The following is an 18,850-nucleotide window of genomic DNA, read 5'->3' as shown; positions in this document are numbered from 1 at the left end:
CGGCTTAATCCGTAAGGGCGAGTTGACCGGCGGCGACACCGGTGTCGAAACCGTCGATGCTGCGGACGTTCTTTTCGCGGCGATAGGCCGCCAGGCCGTCCTCACCCTTGTTCTCCGCCCAGCGCCGCAGCGTGGGACGTTCTTCCCGGTAGTCGAACAGCGGCACGCCGTAGCCGCAGCTTGTCTGCACCAGTTCGACATCCAGCCGGATGATCTGGCGGACGCCTAGCGGTTCCTGGTTGTCGTAGCCGGTTGCCAGCAGGGCAGCGTATTCGGCCGTGCCGCGCGGCAAGGACCGCCCCTTGCCATATACACGCAAAATCACCGGGACGTTCTCAAACCCGCAGAACATGATGGTCAGCCGGCCGGGCAGCCGCAGATGCGCCGCGGTCTCGTTGCCGCTACCGGTCTGGTCCAGGTAGGCGACCGTAGTCGGGTCCAGCACGCGAAAGGCACCGATCTCCCGTGGCGAGATGTTGACCCGGCCGGTGGCGGCGGCCGAACCCGTGAAAAAGATATGCTGCTGGCCGATGAAGGCGGCATGAGCGGGTTCGATACGCGCAAACTGCTTGGCCATGGCTTCCTCTCGCTGCCGCCGCGTGTTGGACCGTGCTGTTCTGGCCAGCCACAGGGGCTGACGGACTGGGGGCGCAGCACGATAGCACGGGTTGGCGGTTCTTCGCAGCATGCGGCGTCGGTACTGACGCCAAAACGGGCCGCCAAGCGTGCCAGACCGTTATCCACCAGATCCACAGTGCCGCATCGCTTCGAGTCCGTCGCCACGACATAGAGCAGTTTGTTCGGCCCGTAGGCGGCCAACCAGCGCAGCAGGCCGCCGGCGGCTGCCTCGGTCAGGTTGTCCTGCTGCTTGAACACCAGGATTTTCCGTGCCTCCCGCAGGTCGGCCAGGAATTTGTCCCGCAGGAAGCCGATCCGCACGACCTCCCGAGCGATCAGTTCGTCGGGGGTCATGCGGTCGATGTGGACGAACGGATGGTAGGTGATGCCGTAGCTGATATCGAGCACCAGGTATTCGGTGTTGAGCGTCCGCAGTCGAAGATTCTCGACTCGGCCCATCGCGGCGAATCCGTCGTCGAGGGCGTTCAGCAGCATGTCGAATTTCAGCCCCACCCACCGCAGCAGGCCCAGCGGCTCTACCCCATGATGCCGCTGGACGATGCCGAACTCACAGTTGTCACCAATGCTCTCGAGTCCATGGAGAAGTTCCGAACGCATGGTGACATACCATGATGGCGGTCAGAACAGGCCCTCGATCTCCCCGTCCTCGCGCAGGTGGATCGCCTCGGCGGACGGCACGCGCGGCAGTCCCGGCATGGTCATGATGTCACCGCAGATCGCGACCACGAAACCGGCCCCAGCGGACAGCCGCACCTCCCGGATCGGCAGCACATGCCCGGTCGGGGCACCCATCACCGTGGGATCGGAGGTAAAGCTGTACTGCGTTTTCGCGATACACACCGGGACGTCGCCGAAACCGGCGTCCTCGAACGACTTCAGCTTCCGCGCCACCGCATCCGGCACCGAGATATCCGACGCCCGATAGATCTCCTTCGCGATGGTGCGCACCTTGTCGGCCAGCTTCATCTCCAGCGGATACAGCGGCTTGTAGGCCGCCTCGCCCGCCTCGATCCGGTTGACCACGGCCCGAGCCAGGGCCTCGGCGCCGGCGCCGCCATGCGCCCAATGGGTGCAGGAGATGGCCTCGGTGCCGATCGCCGCCATGGCATCCTTGATTGCGGCGAATTCCGCCTCGGTGTCGGAGGTGAAGTGATTGACCGCAACCACCACAGGCAGGCCGAATTTGTGCATGTTCTCGACGTGGCGCTGCAGGTTGGCGATACCGCGCTTCACCGCCTCCACATTCTCCGGCCCCAGCGCGTTGCGGGCAACGCCGCCATGCATCTTCAGCGCCCGCACCGTCGCCACCACCACCGCGCAGGACGGCTTCAACCCAGCCGACCGGCACTTGATGTCGAGGAACTTCTCACCCCCCAGATCGGCGCCGAAGCCGGCCTCCGTCACCACCACATCGGCCAGTTTCAGGCCGAGCCGCGTCGCCATGACGGAGTTGCAGCCGTGCGCAATGTTGGCGAACGGGCCACCATGCACCAGCGCGGGCGACCCCTCCAGCGTCTGCACCAAATTGGGCGCGACAGCATCCTTCAGCAGCACCGACAAGGCGCCATCGGCCTTCAGGTCGGCGGCGGTGACGTTCTTGCCGTCGCGGGTCTGGCCGATGACCATCTTGCCGAGGCGCGCCTGCAGGTCCGGCAGCCCGCGCGACAGGCAGAACACCGCCATGACCTCTGACGCGACGGAGATGTCGAACCCGTCTTCCCGCGGAAATCCATTCGCAACCCCGCCCAGACTGCCCACGATGCTCCGCAGCGCTCGGTCGTTCATGTCCATGCAGCGGCGCCAGGTAATGCGGCGGGCATCGATGCCCAGCGGATTCCCCCAATAGATCGAGTTGTCGATCATCGCGGCCAGCAGGTTGTTGGCCGCGGTGATGGCATGGAAATCGCCGGTGAAATGCAGGTTGATCTGGTCCATTGGCACGACCTGGGCGTAACCGCCGCCCGCCGCGCCGCCCTTCATGCCGAAACTGGGACCCAGGCTGGGTTCCCGCAGGCAAATGGCGGTGCGTTGGCCGATCCGGTTCAACGCATCGCCGAGGCCGACCGTCGTGGTGGTCTTGCCCTCCCCGGCCGGGGTCGGATTGATCCCGGTGACCAGGACCAGCGCGCCGTCGGGACGCGATTCCAGGCCGTTGATAAAATCCAGGCCGATCTTCGCCTTGTGGCGGCCATAGGGTTCGACCGCATCCTCGGGGATGCCGAGTTTGGTAGCGATATCCTGAATTGGGCGCAGCTTGGCCGCGCGGGCGATTTCGAGATCCGGATTCATGTTTGGATGGCCCCTCTGTCTTTTATGCCGAGTTCACGCAACACGTGGTCCATGGCCTGAACCGCACCCGCCATGTCGCCGGGTGTGATCGCACCGATGCAACCGACGCGGAACGTGGGTGATGGCGTGTTGTAGAAGTTGCTTATCAGAATTCCCCGAAGTTTCAACGCATCGACGAACGCCTGCAGGTCCCAGGCCGGGTCGGCGGGGGCGTGGGTGACGACGATCACCGGTCCCTGGCGCGATGCCGGCAGCCACGGCGTCAGCCCAAGATCACGCATGCCTTCGTACAGGATGCGCGCACTGGCGGTGTAGCGGGCCAGGCGGGCCGATTGGCCTTCCGCGTCGAGATAGTCCAGCGCGACGTCCAGCGCTGCGAGAAGCTGTGCCGGTGGTGTGAAGCGGAAACTGCCCCAACCATTGCGCATCGCGTGGTCGTAGACGTTCGACAGGTCGAACGACCAGCTTCCCGCGTTGCCGGCACACGCCAGCAGGCGATCGATCCGAGCCACGGCGAAAGCGACGCCGGCCAGCGCTTCCAGGCATTTGTTGGTGGAGAAGACGGCGGCATCGACCTCGGGCTGTTCGGACATATCCAATGGCAAAGCGCCGAAGGCCGAGACAGCGTCGATGATCATCCGCCGTCCGGCGGCCCGCACCACAGCACCGACCGCCTGCACGTCGTGGATCACCCCGCTGCCGGTCTCCGAATAGACAATTCCGACATGGGTCAGCGTCGGGTCCGCCGCCAGCGCCGCGGCGACCGCCTGTGGATCAGTGGTGTCAGTCGGGCCCATCGGCAAGGATATCGGGACGCGCCCAGCCTCCCGAACCAGGCGGATCATATGGTCGGCATAGGCGCCGGTGGCCGGGATCAGGATGCGGCCGCCGGGCGGCAGGAACGTGCGCACGGCCGCTTCGGTAATGAAGTGGCCGCAGCCCTGCAGCGGCAACGTCGCATGCACGCCCTCCACCCCGCCGGCCAGCCGCAGGATCCGTTCCCGCACGCGGGTGAGAAAGTGGCGGAACTCGTTATCCCACGGGGCCAGGTCCCGGGTCAGCGCCTGGCGTACTTCGGGACGGGTGGTGACGGGACCGGGGATCAGCAGCAACATCCCGCGACGTTCGCACGCGCGGACCGAGAAATCCATCCACGCCCCGGCGGTTCGGTGCTAGGAATCCGGCATGAACATGCCGTTTGCCCTACCCGACTGGGTACCCTGGTGGGTGCCACTCGTGCTTCTCGTGCCCGCCTTGCTATATGCGCTGGCCTTCCTGTTCATGCCGTTCAGCGTCCTGGGGGTCAAAACCCGCCTGGAAGTGATCGAGACCCGGCTGGACGAGATCCAGCAGGAAATCCGCCACCTGGCGTTGCGGCTGCCGGCGGGTCCGCAAGAGATCGATTTCGAGGACGTCTACGCCCCGATCCAGCAGGCGCAGCGGCGCGACGTTCGCGCCGACGACCGCCCGCCGATCCCGCCGGCGGCGCAGGACCTGTATGACGACCACGAACCTCGGGAGCGGCTGGCGCCATCGCCGAACACACGGCCTTTCCAGCGGCAGGAGCCACGGATCGTGCAGCCTCAGCGGTCGGAGCCCCGGCTGGACGGGCGGCGGTAGGCCATGATCGGCGGGGTCGAACCCTCCCGAACGTTCGATCGCGTGGTTCATGCCTTCACTCAGCGGTCACCGCGGCAGCTGCGGGCAAGGCGGATACCGGCGCCGTGTCCTTTTCGCTGATCAGGCGCCAGGCAGCGAACGTCGCTGCGAGGATGAGAACGCCGACAATGGTAAAGATCGTGGAATAGCCCTGGGCGACGATCGCCGTCGCCTCGGAAGGCAACCCGTCGAGGTGCGCTCCGGACATCAATTGCTGAGCCAGCGACCGCGCATCGGGCGCCAACCCGGAGAGGTCCCGCACAATGACCGCGAACAGAACCGCACCGAGGGCGGCAAAGGCGAGAACAATGCCGGCAAAGCGAACCGTGCCGCCCATCCCAGCCGCCATGCCCGCTCGTTCGGGTGAGAAGACAGTCATGCTGACGCGTGCGATTTCTCCATTCATGAAGCCGGCACCCATGCCGACAAGGACGAGGCCCGGCACCATCTGTTCAAAGCTCTGCCTCGCCGCTCCATACCCGAGCGACAGAAGCCCCACGCCACTCAGCAGCAGGCCGATCGAAACCAGGTCGCGGCCGGAAACGCGATGGGACAGATAGGCACTGACGATCCGGGGAATGATGAACATCGGCAGCGCCACCGGCAGGATCATCAGGCCGGCCGACTGCGGTGAGCCGTCGAGAGCGCTCTGAAAATACAGTGGCAAATAGGTCAGCGTCGTCGCGTTGACGGTCGCGGACCCCAAGGTCGCGATGGTGGCGCCGATATAGGTCGGATGCCGGAAATACGACAGGTCGACCATGGGTCGCGCCTGCCTCGTTTCAGCGATGACGAATGCGACTGACAGGATGGCCGCCGCGACGAATGCACCCACCACGCCGTGGCTGCCCCACCCGTGTTGATTGCCGGTGATCAAGGCGAACGTGGCGGAAAACAGCGCGCCGGAAAACAGAACCAAACCAAGAAGATCGAGGCGGGTCGTCAATGGATCGCGTGAGTCCTTCACCGCAATCGACGTCACGATCATCAAAACCACCCCGATCGGGATATTGACATAGAAGGCCCATTCCCACCCGATCGTCTGGGTGATGAAGCCCCCACAAATCGGGCCAAGGGTCATGGCAACCCCGATGACCGTCCCCCAGAAGGCGATTGCCTTCGCCCTGGCTGGGCCGCGAAATTCGAACGACAGGATGGCGAGCGCGGCGCTTAGCTGGAACGCCGCCCCCAAACCCTGGACCGCTCGGGCTAGATTGATCGCCAAGGCGTTCGGTGCCGCGCCACAGACGAACGACGCAGTCGTAAAAAGGAAGAGTCCGATGAGAAGGATGCGCTTCCGGCCGAAGCGGTCCCCGAGCGTACCGCCGGGAAGGACAAAGGAAGCAAAGGTCAGCGTATAGGCGCTAATGACCCACTCGACGTCGGCAAAAGACGCACCGAGGGAATGCGCGATCGATGGCAGCGACACCGCGACGATATTCGCGTCGAGGTTGATCATGAAGGAGGGGACGGACACGCAAAGCAGGATGAGGAAGGTGGACAGCCGCGACATCTGAAGGCGCCTTTGACAGTTGAATATTCAAACATCGACAAACAGTTGCATACTCAAGTTCAGGAACAGACCGAGCCCGACGACGAATGGTTTGCCTGATGGTCACCGCCGTACGAGGCCGGTTGGCAACGCCGAATCCAATCCCCCGGCCGTGCCACACGCCGGCAACCAGACCATAGGATCGCACCGGTTCTTCCTGAACAGTTGGATATGCAACCTTGCGAAATGGCGCATAGTCACCTACGATATTTGAATATGCAAGTAACTTCCGCCGGAGCCCCGATGGTTGACGACGATCCCCCTCTGCAGTGGAGCGAGATGCCCGAATGCGGACGATGCAATGCAACGGCATTGCGCCGGGCGATGCGGCGGGTATCCCTGATCTACGATTCGTACATCGCGCAGTGCGGTCTCAAGACCACGCAGCGATCCATCCTCGGCTACATCAGCCGTGCCGGCGCGCCGACGATGGGCGAACTTGCCGATGAACTGGTGCTCTGCCGGAGCGCACTCACCCACAACCTCGCTCCGCTCGAACGCGATGGGTTGGTCACCATCAATCAAGACCCCAAAAACAAACGGATCCGGCTGGTGCGCCTGACGCCCAAAGGCCTGGAGAAGCTGAAGGAGTCGACCGTTCTCTGGCAGGCCGCCCAGGACAGGTTTGAAGGCACCTTCGGCGGCGGCGAAGCAAAGCAGCTACGCGCAGTCCTCAACGGCATCGGCCGCATGAATTTCTGAACGAGTGGCAGGATGTCCATCGCGGTCGCCAGGCCGTGATCGCGACTTTCATGGCCGCACTCGAGCCGACCATTGTCGCGGCTGTCTTGCCGCACATTGTCGGTCAGCACTTCAGGCGACCAACGGAGATGGCGCCCGGCCCCATCGTGGCAGGCCTGCGCCCGCCACGATGGTGTCAGACGGGTTACCCCTCCTGCGGCAGTTCCCGGGCGATCTCCTCCAGCGACAGAGCGTTGGTCCGCGGGCCGAACACCGCGATCGACAGCACGACGACGGCCATCGCGCTGGCGACGAACATGAACACCGCCGGCACGCCGAATTGCTGCAGGATCCAGGCGATAATGAAGCCGGTGAAGATGGTACTGAACCGGCTCCACGAATAGACGAATCCCACTGCCGTGGCTCGCACCCGGGTTGGGAACAGTTCCGACTGATAGTTATGCGCCGAGAACGACAGCCATGCGTTCATCATCGTCTGCAACGTGCCGATGACGATCAACGGGCCGGCACTCGTCTGGAACGCGAAGGCGATGCCGAACACCGCGATCCCGATACACGAAATGCAGACCTGCCACTTACGTTCGATACGATCAGCGAACATACTGCTGAACAGCGGGAACAGCGGATAGGCGAACGCGATGATGAACGAATATTCCAGGGTCTGCGAGATGTGGATGCCCTTGGCGATCAGCAGCGTGGGCACCCAGTTCGCGAAACCGTAGAAGCCGATGGTCTGGAAGAAGTTCGCCACCGACAGCATGATCGTGCGGCTGCGATAGGTCGGGTTGAAGATTTCCGACAACTTGCCCTTGCGCGGATCCTCGGCCACCGGTGGTTCCGGCGCCGGCAGCGTCCCTCCGTTCTGGGCTGCGACCTTCGCTTCGATGGCGCGCATGACGCGATCGGCGTCGTCGACGCGGCCCTGCTGGGCCAGCCAGCGGGGTGATTCCGGCAACGAGAAGCGGACGACCCAGACGATGATCGCGCCGACCGACCCGATGATGACCACCCAGCGCCAGCCCGACAAACCGAACGGGGCCGTACCGTTCAGCAGCCAGGCCAGCAGGGCGACGACGGGGACGGGGATGAACCCGATGGATTGCTGGATGGCGAAGGTTTTGCCGCGCTCGCGTTTCGGCACTAACTCCGAAATGAATGTATCGACGGTGACCAGCTCAACGCCGATACCGATGCCGGCGATGAAGCGCCACAGGTTCACACCATTCGGCGTATATTGGAACGCCATGATCAGCGTGGCGACACAATACCAGACAAGCGAAAAGGTGAATACCGTTCTTCGTCCAAACCGGTCGGCCGCCCGGGTGAAGAACATCGTGCCGATGAACAGGCCGCCGAACAGCGCGGCGATGAACGACGCCAGGCCGGTGAAGCCAAACACGGAAACCGTAGTGGGGGTGAAGATCTTGTCTGCAAACATGCCCGGCGCGATGGATCCGGTCAGAAAGATCGCATACGTATCGAACCATCCCCCAAGCGATATTAGCAGCACCAACATCCACATGTGGCGGGTCATCGGCAGACGGTCCAATCTGGCCGTAATCTCTGCCGCCGGCGTAGCAACTAACGTCGAAGCCATCGTGTCTCTCCCGTGCGCGTCTGGGCGCGCTACTTGCCTGAGCGGAGCGTCTGAATCTGTTTGAAACTCCTGCTCGGGAAGTCTGCACTGCGGCGCGACCCAGGTCCAGGCCGGGCCAATCGTTTCAATCACGGTGGAGTCCGCGGGCCACCGCGTATCGGGCAAAATCGCCATCGAAAATTGACATACCCACTGGCCCCCAGCAATACTGACCAGTAGCCAACCCGGAGGTCGCCCATGAAGCTGATGTGGTTCCATCTGATGCCCTACACGGAACTGCCGGAGGACTTCCGGGAGGCCAATCCGTCGGTCTGGGTGGACATCCACTCCACGCTGTTCGACCCCAAGCGCGCCCACCTGATGTACAACGACTTCATGGACGAACTCGAATACGCCGCCGAGGTCGGCTTCGACGCCGTCTGCGTGAACGAGCACCACTCCAACGGCTACGGCCTGATGCCGTCGCCCAACCTGATCGCCTCCTCCCTCGCCCGCCGCACCCGGGACACCGCGATCTGCGTCATGGGCAACTCGCTGGCGCTGTACAACCCGCCCACGCGCGTGGCGGAAGAATTCGCGATGATCGACTGCATCTCCGGCGGCCGCCTGATCGCCGGCTTCCCCGTCGGCACGCCGATGGACACCTGCTACGCCTACGGCACAAACCCCAGCCAGTTGCGCGATCGCTATCACGAAGCGCACGACCTCGTTGTCCGCGCCTGGACCGAGAAAGACACCTTCGCCTTCAACGGCCGCTTCAACCAGCAGCGCTACATCAACATCTGGCCGCGCCCGGTGCAGAACCCGCATCCGCCGATCTGGGTCCCCGGCGGCGGCAGCGTGGAAACCTGGCGCTGGTGCGCCGAAATGAATTACGTCTACTGCTACCTGTCCTACTACGGCTACAAAGCCGGCCGAGCGACGATGGATGGGTTCTGGGCGGAAATGGACCGGCTGGGGAAGGACCGCAACCCATACCAGGCCGGCTTCCTGCAATTCGTCGGCGTCGCCGAATCCCGCCAGCAGGCGTTCGACCTATACTCCGAAGCCGCCGAATACTTCTACGGCCGCTGCCTGCACGTCGATCCGAAATGGGCCACGCCACCCGGCTACACCAGCGAAGGCAGCCAGCGCGCCGGCATCCAAAGCCAGATCAGGCAGGCCGCCGATTCCGTCGTCCGCGGCAAATCCACCGGCGAACGTTTCGCCTCCGTCGCCCGCGAGATGGATAAGATCGTCGAGAACGGCTACGTCATCATCGGCTCCCCCGACGAGGTCGCCGAACAGCTTCGCGAAGTCGCCACCCAACTGAACGTCGGCCACCTGATGCTGCTGTTGCAATACGGCAACATGAGCAAGGACCTGACCCGCTACAACACCAAGCTGTTCGCCGAACAGGTGATGCCGAAACTGCGGGACGTCCACGCCAGTTGGACCGACCACTGGTGGCCCAACCCGATGGACACCAGCCAGCGCGCCGAGGTCCCCGCCTACACGCCCAGGCTGGCCGCCGAATAACAAGCGGCCGCAGGCCCATTCAACGTCATGGCGGGCGCAGGCCCGCCATCCACGCCTGGACCAACCACGGCGCCGGTAGCGGTCCCCCGACTAACAACGGAGCGAAATGTGCCACGGAGCAAAACGTGACTGACCCCGAAACGATGACCATCGAGGTCAACGGCTTCTCCACGCGCATCTGGCGCAAGGGCACCGGCCCGAAACTCGGCTTCCTCGCCGGTTTTGGCGGCCTGCCCCGCTGGATCCCCTTCCTGGACGAACTCGCCCAGACCCGCACCGTGATCGTCCCGTCCCTGCCCGGCTTCCCCGGCGGCGACCGGGGCCACACCGTGCTCGACTCCCACCTCGACTGGCTGGTCGCGGTCAGGGAAATCCTCGATCAGGCCGGTCTCGCCGGCGCCGACCTGGCCGGCAGTTCGGTCGGTGCCTCCCTGGTCGCCGAGGTCGCCGCGCTCTGGCCCGCCAGCGTCGGCAAACTCGCCCTGATCGCCCCGTTTGGCCTGTTCGACGTGAACAACCCGCCCACCGACCCCTGGGCGCAGCGCGGCGACGCTGTCCCCGGCCTGATGTGCGCCGACCCCGAGATCTGGAAGGCCCTGAAAGCCCCGCCCGTCGGCGAAAACTCCGTCGAATGGCCGATCGAGCAAGTCCGCTCCAACGAGGCCGCCGCCCGCATCTTCTGGCCGCTGGGCAACACCCGCCTGGAAAAACGCCTGCGCCTGATCAAGGCCCCCACGCTTCTGCTATGGGGCGAACACGACAAGATCATGCCCCGCGCCTACGCCGAAACCTTCGCCAAAGGCATCACCGGCCCCACCACGACACAAATCATCGCCAACGCCGGCCACCTGGCCGAACTCGACCAGCCAACCGAAGTCGGTCGGGAAATCCTCGCGTTCCTGGATGAACGCTAGGGCGTTAATCCCGCTCTCACCATCATGGCCGGGCGAAGTCCCGGCCATCTGCCCCCAGCCGGTTCACCCCACCCATTAACGCCCCGTTAACCAACCCCGCATACGGTCGCCCGCCACACCCCACCGAGGCCCCCGCATGCCGCGCCCCAAACTCAGCGCCTTCGTCATCGCCTACAACCGCGCTGCCATTCTCGGCACCTGCCTGCGCGCCCTCCGCTTCGCCGACGAACTCATCGTCGTCGACAAATCCTCTACCGACGCCACCCGCCCCATCGCCGAGGCCCACGCCGACCAGGTTGTCACCGTCCCCTGGACCCCCACAGTCGAGGAAACTCGTACCCTCGCTTTGTCACTCTGCCGCCATGAATGGATCCTGTTCATGGACGACGACGAATGCCTCAGCCCCGAATCCGCCGCCGCCATCCACGCCGAACTCGCCGCCCCCACCGCCGAGGTCTACGAATTCCCCCTGCGCCACTACATCCTTGGCCGCCACGACGAACGCGCCTACTACTGGCCGGAACACCACGTCCGGCTGTTCCGCCGGGGCGCCGTCACCTTCTCCCGCACCGTCCACGCCGGGATCGTCCGCCATTCCGACCGGGTCACCCAATTCGACGCCGACCAGGGCGTCTGTATCCACCATCTGTCCTACGCCGACACCCACGGCTGGATCGAGAAAACCAACCGCTACACCTCCCGCGCCAACCGATCCGGGATCACCGCCGGCCCCGAAGGCTTCGCCGCCTTCGCCCATCAACGGATCGATCACTGGATGTCCCGTACCCGGGACACCACCCCAGACGGCTACCCCGCCGCCGTGGCCCTGCTCAGGGCGGTCTACGACATGGTGGACGCCGTCAAAGCCTGGGAAACGGCGATCGGACCGGCGGTTGGCGAGACCCTGCTCCAACAGGTTTGCGACAGCCTGGACGCCGCCCTCTTGCTGTACGCCAAGGGACACCCCATCGTCGCCTCGTAAGCGCCCAATCGCCGCCGCACCTCAAGCGTCGAACACCTCGTCGGTCTCCATCCGTACAGCCCGCATCGTCCTGGTCGCCCGATGGTCATCCCGCTGCGAGACCGCGGCATAGCAGATCAGCAGCGAGCGGCGTGGCTCGCCGCTGTGGTTGCGGGTCGCGCCGTGCAGCAGGTTGGCGCTGAAGACCAGGATATCGCCGGCCTGCCCGGATAGTGGCATGGCCCGCGGATGGTCCCGTCCTGGCGGGACCTTTCGACCCTCGCCTTGATGCGTGCCCGGCACGACCTGCGTGGCGCCATTGTCCGGCCCGAACGGGTCAAGGAAGGCCAGGGCGGAAACCGTCGGTGTCAGGCTGGACTCGGGCCCGTCCCGGTGAAGCAACTGCATGCCGCCGCCAAGCCGCGGTTCGCGCCCCTCAACCTGCGCCAGAAAGAACGGCAGCCGCACGATATGATACGCGGCGGCGAGCAGCATCGGCAGGCGGCAGACACGTTGCACCGCGGGGTCGAGATCGAGCAACGCATGGCGCCAATCATGGCCGCGCGGGACCGGCCACGCGTGGGAAGGCCGTTCACCGGCCTCGAACGCCGTGCGAAGTGACTCGGTCCAATCGGTCGGAACAGCGCCACGTAACAGAAGAAAGCCATCATCATCGAGACGCCTGGCATCCTCGCTGCCAAGCCGGCCAACTTTCGTGCGCTGTAACGATTCAACCATGGCCTACCTTACCCACAAGCCGGGGTCGCGCCCAGCGCTTTGCCGCTGGCAGCCCGCGAGGGCGACACCCCGGCCGAATCATCTTAAGTGTCGGAAAACTTTACACAACCGTGCGTTTATTCCAGCATGGGCGTCGTATATCCTTGAATAGCGGCAATAATTTCTCCGGCGCGTTATTTGCATGCAACCTCCGGTTACGAATTGTCGATGAAACAGAAAGCCGATGCCCGACATGCCGAAGACACCCGCCATCATGCCGCCCGCCGCCTGGCCGCCCCGTGCAACGGCCAGCGAGGATGATCGCCGGGGCGTACTGGGATGGGACGGCCCCTGGTTGGGCGCTTCCTTCACCGCCGTTTGCCTCCTCGGTGCATCCAGCGCCGCACTGGCAACCCCCACCTTCGTCCCGCCGGCCGGCGTGACCCAATACCGGCTGGCATTCGTCACGGATGGACTGACAACGGCCACCTCGACGGCTGAAAGCACCTACAACGATTTCGCCACCTCCCAGGCCGATGGCAATTCAAGCCTGCCGAGCACGCTATGGTATGCGATCACCAGCACGTCGACGGAGAGTGCCGCCAGCAACATCTCATGCGGCACCAGTTGCAACGCCAACGTGCCGATATTCCTGGTCGATGGCACCACCGAGGTGGCCACCTCGACCAACGCCCTGTTCGCCGGTTCCATCCTGAACCTGATCGATGAGGACGAAAACGGCAGCCCGAACTTTGGTGCCTACGTCTGGACCGGCTCAAACGCGGACGGGACCGGGGTGTCCGGGCAACAACTGGGGACATCGACCCCGGTCACCGGATGGGATTTTTTCACCTCGGATATGTTGAGCACCGGCTTCGCCTATCCCGACGCCAGCACGCAGCCTATTTATGCGATCAGCGGCGTGATCACGGCCCCGTCCGTGCCGGAGCCGGCGACCCTTTCCGTCCTGGCATTGGGCGGCGTCGCGACCGGCCTGGTGCGCAGGCTCAGGCGTAAGCGCCCGTCCAAAGCCTGATCGCCGGCGTGCCAGGGATGGACGGCGGTGCATCGGCGACGCGCCGTTGAAGCGGCTTTTTCAGCCGTCGTGCTACCATGCCGGCTGCCGCCTTCGGCATGTGCGATCCGATCTGTCCCTGGCACCATGAACATCACCGCCCCCATTCGTCGCCTCGCGTTGCTCAACCCCGGCACCCTGGCCGTTATCGGCGCCGATCATGCCGGCGTGTCGTACCGCGATTTCGATCGGATGATCGACGCGATGGCGGCGCATCTCGCCGGGTTGGGCGTCGTTAGCGGGCAAACCGTCGGACTGGCGATGGCCGGCCCGAACGAAATGGCCGCGCTGGTGGCCGCGATGGCGCTGGCACGGCTGGGCGTGGAGACCGCCGACATAACCCTGCCCGCCGAACGCATGAACTTCTGCATCACGGAAGGCGGCCGAACCGCGAAACCGGGCGTGCACAGCATGCCGATCGAGCGGCTTTGGACCGGTTTGCCCGCATCCGGGTCCATGTCCGGAACAGAACCGTCCCCCATGCCCATCCATTCCGGCGGTTCGGCGATCTTTCGGATCTTCGCGTCTTCCGGCACCACCGGTGTGCCGAAATTCTCCGCCGTCAGCCATGACCTCATGACCGGCCGGGTGATGGACAACTGGCGTGCGTCCAGTTTGCCACGGTCCGTGCATATCTGTGCGGTGGGCATGGGCATCACCTGGGGACTGACACAGGTGCTCCGCACGTTCTGGAGCGGAGGCACCCTTGTGCTGACCAATCCGGCGCAAGCCGTCATGGCCATCCGGCGCCACCGGGTCGACTCAATGGCGATCGCGCCGGTTTCGCTGCAAAAACTCGTCGGCGCGCTGCCGGATGACGCCCAACCCTTGCCATCACTGGTCAGTATCGAGGTCAGCGGAAGCGCCCTGCCATCCCGCCTGCGTACGCTGGCTGAGCACAAACTATGCGCCCGCCTTATATCCCATTACGGCGCGACCGAGGCCGGCGGCATCGCATCCGGGCCGTTCGCCGCCTTGGGTGGCGACCCGCGCGCCGTGGGCCTGGTACATCCCGGCGTCGAGGTCCAGGTGGTGGATGCCGAAGACCAGCCAATGCCGCCGAACGCCGAGGGGATTCTGCGGATCAGGGGTGCGAACTGCATCGCCGGCCATCTCGGTGACGATGGGGCGCCATCCGACAGCGTCTTCCGGGACGGATGGTTCTATTCCGGCGACATCGGTTCGGTGTCGGGCGAAGGCTTGCTGACGGTGTCCGGACGCGCCGGCGACTTCATCAACAGCGGTGGCATCAAAGTCAGCCCGCTTGTGATCGAGGATGTGTTGCTGTCGCTGCCCCAGGTGACCGACGCCGCCGTGTTCGCCGTGCCGGACAGCATGGGGGTGATGCGGATCTGGGCCGCGATCGTCGCCGGCACGCCCGTGGAAACCGCCGCCCTGAAGGCGCTCTGTCACGCCAGGCTGGCGGAGAAATCGCCGAGATTCATTCTTCAGGTAAAGGGGCTGCCACGCAACGCCAACGGCAAGCTGATGCGGGACGAATTGGTCCAGTTCGCGTTGACGCGGCAACCGGACTGATCGCCCCTTGCCGATGCCCCGCCCGGACGATCCCAACCAGCAACAAACCCTCGCCGCCGCGCTGGCACAGCACGAAGCCGGGCGGTTGGAGCTGGCCGAAGCGGGCTACCGAGCGGTTCTGCGCCACGATCCAGATGACCCCGACGCGCTCAATCTTCTCGGCGTCATCATGCAGGAACGCGGCGACCCCTGGCAGGCCATCGCGCTGTTGACCCACGCCTTGGCGGCCGATCCCGACTTCCCCGAGGCACTCAGCAACCTGTCCCGGGCCAAGTTGATGACCGGCGCACCGCAGGCCGCGGCGGATCTGGCAAGGCGCGCCATCGCCCTGGACCCCGATCTGGCCGAGGCGCATCTGAATTTGGGACGATCCTGATCGGCCTGGACGACGATGCCGGCGCGGTCGGTGCTTTACGCCGAGCCGTCGTCTTGGCGCCGAACTCATCCGATATCCTCGCCCTGCTCGGCAACGCCATGATCCGCCTGAACGACACAGCGGCCTCGGTCGAGACACTGACGGCCCTGCTCGCATTGGACCCCGGTCGGATCGATGCCATGATCAACCTCGGCACCAGCTTCGCAAGCCTCGACCGGCTGGATCAGGCGTTGATGTGGCACGAAAAGGCCGCCGTCCTGGATCCCGAAAACCCCGATACGCACACGGCCGTCGCGGTGACCGCTCGGCGTTTACGGGATCTCGACCGGTCCACCGCCGCCGCCCGCCGCACCCTGGCGCTGGCCCCGGATCGCACCGAAATGTGGCTCGCTCTCGGCGCCAACCTCACGGCAATGGGCCGTTTCGCCGAGGCGGAAGACTGTTGCCGCAAGGCGCTCGCGCTGAAACCGGACTCGGCCGAGGCACGACGGGGACTGACCGCGATCGGCCGGCACGACGGCGACGCGGCCGAAATTTCACGGCTGCATGCCACCCTAGACAACGCGGCGGAGCCGCTGCGGGAGAGAATTTCCGCCGGGATGGCGATGGGCACATTGCTGGACCGGAGCGGTGATTACGACACCGCCTTCACGGCATTCGATGCGGCCAACCGGCTCATCAGAACCGTCTGGAACGACGCCGGCATGGCCTTCGACGGTCCCGGACTGCGACGCTACGTCGATTGGGCGATTTCCACCTTCACCCGTCAGCAGTTTACGGCCACCGCCGGTTGGGGGGATCCGTCGGAATTGCCGGTGTTCATTGTCGGCATGCCTCGGTCCGGGACCTCGCTGGTGGAGCAGATCGCCGCCAGCCACAGCGAGGTTTTCGGCACCGGCGAAAGCAAGGATGTCAGCAATATCGTTCGGACGCTGAACGGCGGGGACATGCATCGTCCGCCCGCCGCGTGGGACCGCGAGGCGGTGCGAGGGGCGGCCACGGCGCATCTCGACTGGATGCGCGAACAGGGCGGCGACGCGGTGCGCGTGATCGACAAGATGCCGGACAACTGCCGGATACTGGGCCAGATCGCCGTGCTGTTTCCCCGCGCTCGGGTCATCGTGTGTCGCCGCGATCCGCGCGACGTGTGCCTGTCCTGCCATTTTCAGCAATTCGCCGAGGGCCAGGCGTGGTCCACCGATCAGACAGAACTGGCCGTACGGTTTCGAGAGATAGACTGGCTGTTGGCACATTGGCGCGCGGTAGTGCCACTGCGCATCCTTGAGGTCCGATATGAGGACCTGGTCGCCAACCTGGAAGCACAGAGCCGGCGGCTAATCGCCTTCCTAGGCTTGGACTGGGAGCCGGCGTGCCTGGCGTTCCACGAGACCGAACGCCCAGTGTTCACCGCGAGCCTCTGGCAGGTGCGGCAACCGTTGTACAGCAGTTCGGTGGGCCGCTGGCGGAACTATCGCAAGCATCTGGGGCCGTTGCTGGATGGACTGAAGGGGCTGGTGCCGGACGACGATTGAGCACCGCGATCCTATGACCCGCGGTGCCGAACCGTTGCCAACCCCAGTTCATCGGCGACGCCATGCAGTCTTCGGTCGTTGGTCCAAAGCCCCGCGCCGGCGGTCAATCGAACCGCGGCAAGCAAATGAGCATCGACATGGCCGACCCCGCGTCCGAACAGCACATGACGGTCGATGAAATGCAGGACTTCGACGTCGGTCCAGTGCCGCACCTTCATGTGGGCTATGCGCGATCCACTCCGGACGGGTCGAAAACGACCGAGACGTGCTGGCAGTCGCCCGCATTCGAACGCCCCTACGGTCTTGACGATCCGTCGCTCTTCACGGCACTTGGCCGCCGGCGATCAACGCCAACCCGGTGGACATGACGGCCCAGGATACAGAGTTCGCCGACTCCCGGCAGTTCGACGATCCGCCTTACAGATCGGGACAGCGACCGGGAGACGACCATGAGTGACGCGACCGCCTTAGCCGACGAGAATTCCGAATTCGCCCGCAAGCTGCTGTGGCGTGTCGCCTTGCGCTGCGTCCCTGTGCTGGCGGTCAGCTATATCATTTCGTATATGGACCGTGTTAACATCGGCTTCGCCGCCATCACCGCGTCCCGCGACCTGCACATGTCGCCCTCGGTGTTCGGTTTCGGCGCCGGACTGTTCTTCCTCGCCTACCTGATCTTCGAAACACCCAGCAACTACCTGATGGAGAAAATCGGCGCCCGCATCTGGCTCGCCCGCATCATGGTGTGTTGCGGACTAGTCGCCGGCGCGATGTTCTTCGTCAACTCCGTCACCTCCTTCTACATCGTCCGCTTCCTGCTGGGCGCCGTCGAGGCCGGGTTCTTCCCCGGCGTCATGCTCTACCTGACCTATTGGCTGCCCCGTAGCTATAGAGCGCGCTACATCAGTATGTTCGCGATCGGCATCCCACTCTCCAGCGTCATCGGCGCCCCCATCTCCGGCGCCCTGCTCGGTTTGAACGGCGTGCTGGGCTTCAAGGGCTGGCAGTGGCTGTATATCCTGGAGGCGGTGCCCGCCATCCTGTTGGGCATCATCATCTGGTTCACCCTGACCGATACGCCGGCGGAAGCGAAATGGCTGAAGCCCGAGGAACGCGACTGGATTCAACGCACGCTCGAACGCGAACGCGCCCAACACCCCGAGAAAACCCCCAAGCTGAACCTGCTGCAGTCCCTGCGCCTGCTCGCCGACCCGCGCGTGATCGTCCTGTCGCTGGTGTTCTTCGGCACCGGCATTCCCAGCTACGGCCTGGCGCTGTGGCTGCCGCAGATCGTCAAAAGCTTCGGCCTGACCAATGTCGAGACCGGTTTCGTCTCCGCCATTCCGTTTCTCTGCGGCGCCGTCGCCATGATCGTGTGGGCAAGGCACTCGGACAAAGCCCGGGAACGCACCTGGCACACCGCCATCGCCGGCATCGTGTCGGCGATCGGCATGGCCGCCTGCTTCTGGATTGACTCCCCGGTGTGGACGCTGATCGCGCTGTCGGTGTCCGCCATCGGCACCTTCGCGGTCAAAGGCCCGTTCCTGTCCGGCATTAGCGAGAGTTTCTCCGACAAGACCGCCGCGGTCGGCATCGCCATGGTGGTATCGATCGGTAACCTGTCGGGCTTCGTTGCGCCGTGGATGATCGGGGCAATACGGCAGGCGACCGGCACCTTTCCGCCCGCTCTGCTGGCGGTGGGCGTCTGCGCCTTCATCGGCGGTGTGGCGATCTTCCTGCAGCCGAAACCCATCGCCCGCCAGGCATGACCGCCAGATCGAAGGAA

Annotated in this window: 18 protein-coding genes; 11 read left to right on the top strand and 7 right to left on the bottom strand. The window is 64.7% G+C overall.

The window, feature by feature from the left end; genetic code table 11:
• Positions 1–4 precede the first annotated feature (4 nt).
• Positions 5–577 carry a pyridoxamine 5'-phosphate oxidase family protein gene (locus tag GSQ89_RS34360; RefSeq protein ID WP_158932612.1) on the bottom strand — a complete coding sequence of 191 codons (573 nt, stop codon included), beginning with the start codon at positions 575–577 and terminating at the stop codon, positions 5–7.
• A gap of 32 nt (positions 578–609) precedes the next feature.
• Between GSQ89_RS34360 and GSQ89_RS34355 the strand changes: the two genes are divergently transcribed.
• Positions 610–1,251, top strand: coding sequence for a hypothetical protein (locus GSQ89_RS34355; protein ID WP_158932611.1), 642 nt, complete (start codon positions 610–612; stop codon positions 1,249–1,251).
• 6 nt (positions 1,252–1,257) lie between these two features.
• On the opposite strand, the gene GSQ89_RS34350 is transcribed toward GSQ89_RS34355, so the two are convergent.
• Entirely contained in the window at positions 1,258–2,928 is a 1,671-nt protein-coding gene (locus GSQ89_RS34350; protein ID WP_158932610.1) for a formate--tetrahydrofolate ligase, read from the bottom strand.
• Positions 2,925–4,079, bottom strand: coding sequence for a 2-aminoethylphosphonate--pyruvate transaminase (locus GSQ89_RS34345; RefSeq protein ID WP_254073510.1), 1,155 nt, complete (start codon positions 4,077–4,079; stop codon positions 2,925–2,927). The genes GSQ89_RS34350 and GSQ89_RS34345 overlap by 4 nt, the downstream gene beginning before the upstream one ends.
• 34 nt (positions 4,080–4,113) lie before the next feature.
• Between GSQ89_RS34345 and GSQ89_RS34340 the strand changes: the two genes are divergently transcribed.
• Entirely contained in the window at positions 4,114–4,548 is a 435-nt protein-coding gene (locus GSQ89_RS34340) for a hypothetical protein (protein ID WP_158932609.1), read from the top strand.
• 55 nt (positions 4,549–4,603) lie between these two features.
• Here GSQ89_RS34340 and GSQ89_RS34335 read toward each other — a convergent pair whose 3' ends face one another.
• Entirely contained in the window at positions 4,604–6,100 is a 1,497-nt protein-coding gene (locus GSQ89_RS34335; protein ID WP_158932608.1) for an MFS transporter, read from the bottom strand.
• A gap of 282 nt (positions 6,101–6,382) precedes the next feature.
• On the opposite strand from GSQ89_RS34335, the gene GSQ89_RS34330 reads away from it, so the two are divergent.
• Entirely contained in the window at positions 6,383–6,841 is a 459-nt protein-coding gene (locus GSQ89_RS34330) for a MarR family winged helix-turn-helix transcriptional regulator (protein ID WP_216856550.1), read from the top strand.
• 184 nt (positions 6,842–7,025) lie between these two features.
• Here GSQ89_RS34330 and GSQ89_RS34325 read toward each other — a convergent pair whose 3' ends face one another.
• A complete protein-coding gene (locus GSQ89_RS34325) occupies positions 7,026–8,438 on the bottom strand; it encodes an MFS transporter (RefSeq protein WP_158932607.1) in 1,413 nt (470 codons plus the stop codon).
• Positions 8,439–8,675: 237 nt separating this feature from the next.
• Between GSQ89_RS34325 and GSQ89_RS34320 the strand changes: the two genes are divergently transcribed.
• The 3 genes from GSQ89_RS34320 to GSQ89_RS34310 all read left to right on the top strand — a co-directional run bounded on the left by GSQ89_RS34320 (position 8,676) and on the right by GSQ89_RS34310 (position 11,852).
• On the top strand, positions 8,676–9,956 hold the full coding sequence (locus GSQ89_RS34320; RefSeq protein ID WP_158932606.1) for an LLM class flavin-dependent oxidoreductase: 1,281 nt from the start codon (positions 8,676–8,678) through the stop codon (positions 9,954–9,956).
• Positions 9,957–10,081: 125 nt separating this feature from the next.
• A complete protein-coding gene (locus GSQ89_RS34315; protein WP_158932605.1) occupies positions 10,082–10,870 on the top strand; it encodes an alpha/beta fold hydrolase in 789 nt (262 codons plus the stop codon).
• Positions 10,871–11,006: 136 nt separating this feature from the next.
• Positions 11,007–11,852 carry a glycosyltransferase family 2 protein gene (locus GSQ89_RS34310; RefSeq protein WP_158932604.1) on the top strand — a complete coding sequence of 282 codons (846 nt, stop codon included), beginning with the start codon at positions 11,007–11,009 and terminating at the stop codon, positions 11,850–11,852.
• A gap of 21 nt (positions 11,853–11,873) precedes the next feature.
• Here the strand turns inward: GSQ89_RS34310 and GSQ89_RS34305 are convergent, their stop codons facing one another.
• Positions 11,874–12,569, bottom strand: coding sequence for a phytanoyl-CoA dioxygenase family protein (locus tag GSQ89_RS34305; protein ID WP_158932603.1), 696 nt, complete (start codon positions 12,567–12,569; stop codon positions 11,874–11,876).
• Between the two features lie 232 nt (positions 12,570–12,801).
• Between GSQ89_RS34305 and GSQ89_RS34300 the strand changes: the two genes are divergently transcribed.
• From GSQ89_RS34300 to GSQ89_RS34285, 4 genes are all read left to right on the top strand, one after another.
• Positions 12,802–13,584, top strand: coding sequence for a PEP-CTERM sorting domain-containing protein (locus GSQ89_RS34300; protein WP_158932602.1), 783 nt, complete (start codon positions 12,802–12,804; stop codon positions 13,582–13,584).
• Positions 13,585–13,710: 126 nt separating this feature from the next.
• On the top strand, positions 13,711–15,159 hold the full coding sequence (locus GSQ89_RS34295; protein WP_158932601.1) for a class I adenylate-forming enzyme family protein: 1,449 nt from the start codon (positions 13,711–13,713) through the stop codon (positions 15,157–15,159).
• Positions 15,160–15,172: 13 nt separating this feature from the next.
• Complete coding sequence (locus tag GSQ89_RS34290) at positions 15,173–15,535, top strand: tetratricopeptide repeat protein (RefSeq protein WP_254073513.1); 363 nt, start codon at positions 15,173–15,175, stop codon at positions 15,533–15,535.
• A gap of 53 nt (positions 15,536–15,588) precedes the next feature.
• Entirely contained in the window at positions 15,589–17,067 is a 1,479-nt protein-coding gene (locus GSQ89_RS34285; RefSeq protein WP_158932599.1) for a sulfotransferase, read from the top strand.
• Positions 17,068–17,078: 11 nt separating this feature from the next.
• On the opposite strand, the gene GSQ89_RS34280 is transcribed toward GSQ89_RS34285, so the two are convergent.
• Entirely contained in the window at positions 17,079–17,285 is a 207-nt protein-coding gene (locus tag GSQ89_RS34280) for a hypothetical protein (protein WP_158932598.1), read from the bottom strand.
• A gap of 231 nt (positions 17,286–17,516) precedes the next feature.
• Here GSQ89_RS34280 and GSQ89_RS34275 point away from each other — a divergent pair, with 231 nt between their 5' ends.
• Positions 17,517–18,833, top strand: a complete 1,317-nt coding sequence (locus GSQ89_RS34275; RefSeq protein ID WP_158932597.1) for an MFS transporter — start codon at positions 17,517–17,519, stop codon at positions 18,831–18,833.
• Positions 18,834–18,850: the final 17 nt, after the last annotated feature.

Origin of the sequence: Acidisphaera sp. S103 (genome assembly GCF_009765975.1) — a bacterium.
Taxonomy (GTDB): domain Bacteria; phylum Pseudomonadota; class Alphaproteobacteria; order Acetobacterales; family Acetobacteraceae; genus Rhodopila.
Note: the sequence above shows the minus strand (reverse complement) of the source record. Positions and strands in the feature narration are given on the sequence as shown.

Bases quoted from the DNA above. Each gene is read 5' to 3' on its own strand.
- GSQ89_RS34360 (WP_158932612.1), bottom strand. From the start codon at position 577: ATGGCCAAGCAGTTTGCGCGTATCGAACCCGCTCATGCCGCCTTCATC.
- GSQ89_RS34350 (WP_158932610.1), bottom strand. From the start codon at position 2,928: ATGAATCCGGATCTCGAAATCGCCCGCGCGGCCAAGCTGCGCCCAATT.
- GSQ89_RS34345 (WP_254073510.1), bottom strand. From the start codon at position 4,079: ATGGATTTCTCGGTCCGCGCGTGCGAACGTCGCGGGATGTTGCTGCTG.
- GSQ89_RS34340 (WP_158932609.1), top strand. From the start codon at position 4,114: ATGAACATGCCGTTTGCCCTACCCGACTGGGTACCCTGGTGGGTGCCA.
- GSQ89_RS34335 (WP_158932608.1), bottom strand. From the start codon at position 6,100: ATGTCGCGGCTGTCCACCTTCCTCATCCTGCTTTGCGTGTCCGTCCCC.
- GSQ89_RS34330 (WP_216856550.1), top strand. From the start codon at position 6,383: ATGGTTGACGACGATCCCCCTCTGCAGTGGAGCGAGATGCCCGAATGC.
- GSQ89_RS34325 (WP_158932607.1), bottom strand. From the start codon at position 8,438: ATGGCTTCGACGTTAGTTGCTACGCCGGCGGCAGAGATTACGGCCAGA.
- GSQ89_RS34320 (WP_158932606.1), top strand. From the start codon at position 8,676: ATGAAGCTGATGTGGTTCCATCTGATGCCCTACACGGAACTGCCGGAG.
- GSQ89_RS34310 (WP_158932604.1), top strand. From the start codon at position 11,007: ATGCCGCGCCCCAAACTCAGCGCCTTCGTCATCGCCTACAACCGCGCT.
- GSQ89_RS34305 (WP_158932603.1), bottom strand. From the start codon at position 12,569: ATGGTTGAATCGTTACAGCGCACGAAAGTTGGCCGGCTTGGCAGCGAG.
- GSQ89_RS34300 (WP_158932602.1), top strand. From the start codon at position 12,802: ATGCCGAAGACACCCGCCATCATGCCGCCCGCCGCCTGGCCGCCCCGT.
- GSQ89_RS34295 (WP_158932601.1), top strand. From the start codon at position 13,711: ATGAACATCACCGCCCCCATTCGTCGCCTCGCGTTGCTCAACCCCGGC.
- GSQ89_RS34290 (WP_254073513.1), top strand. From the start codon at position 15,173: ATGCCCCGCCCGGACGATCCCAACCAGCAACAAACCCTCGCCGCCGCG.
- GSQ89_RS34280 (WP_158932598.1), bottom strand. From the start codon at position 17,285: ATGAAGGTGCGGCACTGGACCGACGTCGAAGTCCTGCATTTCATCGAC.
- GSQ89_RS34275 (WP_158932597.1), top strand. From the start codon at position 17,517: ATGAGTGACGCGACCGCCTTAGCCGACGAGAATTCCGAATTCGCCCGC.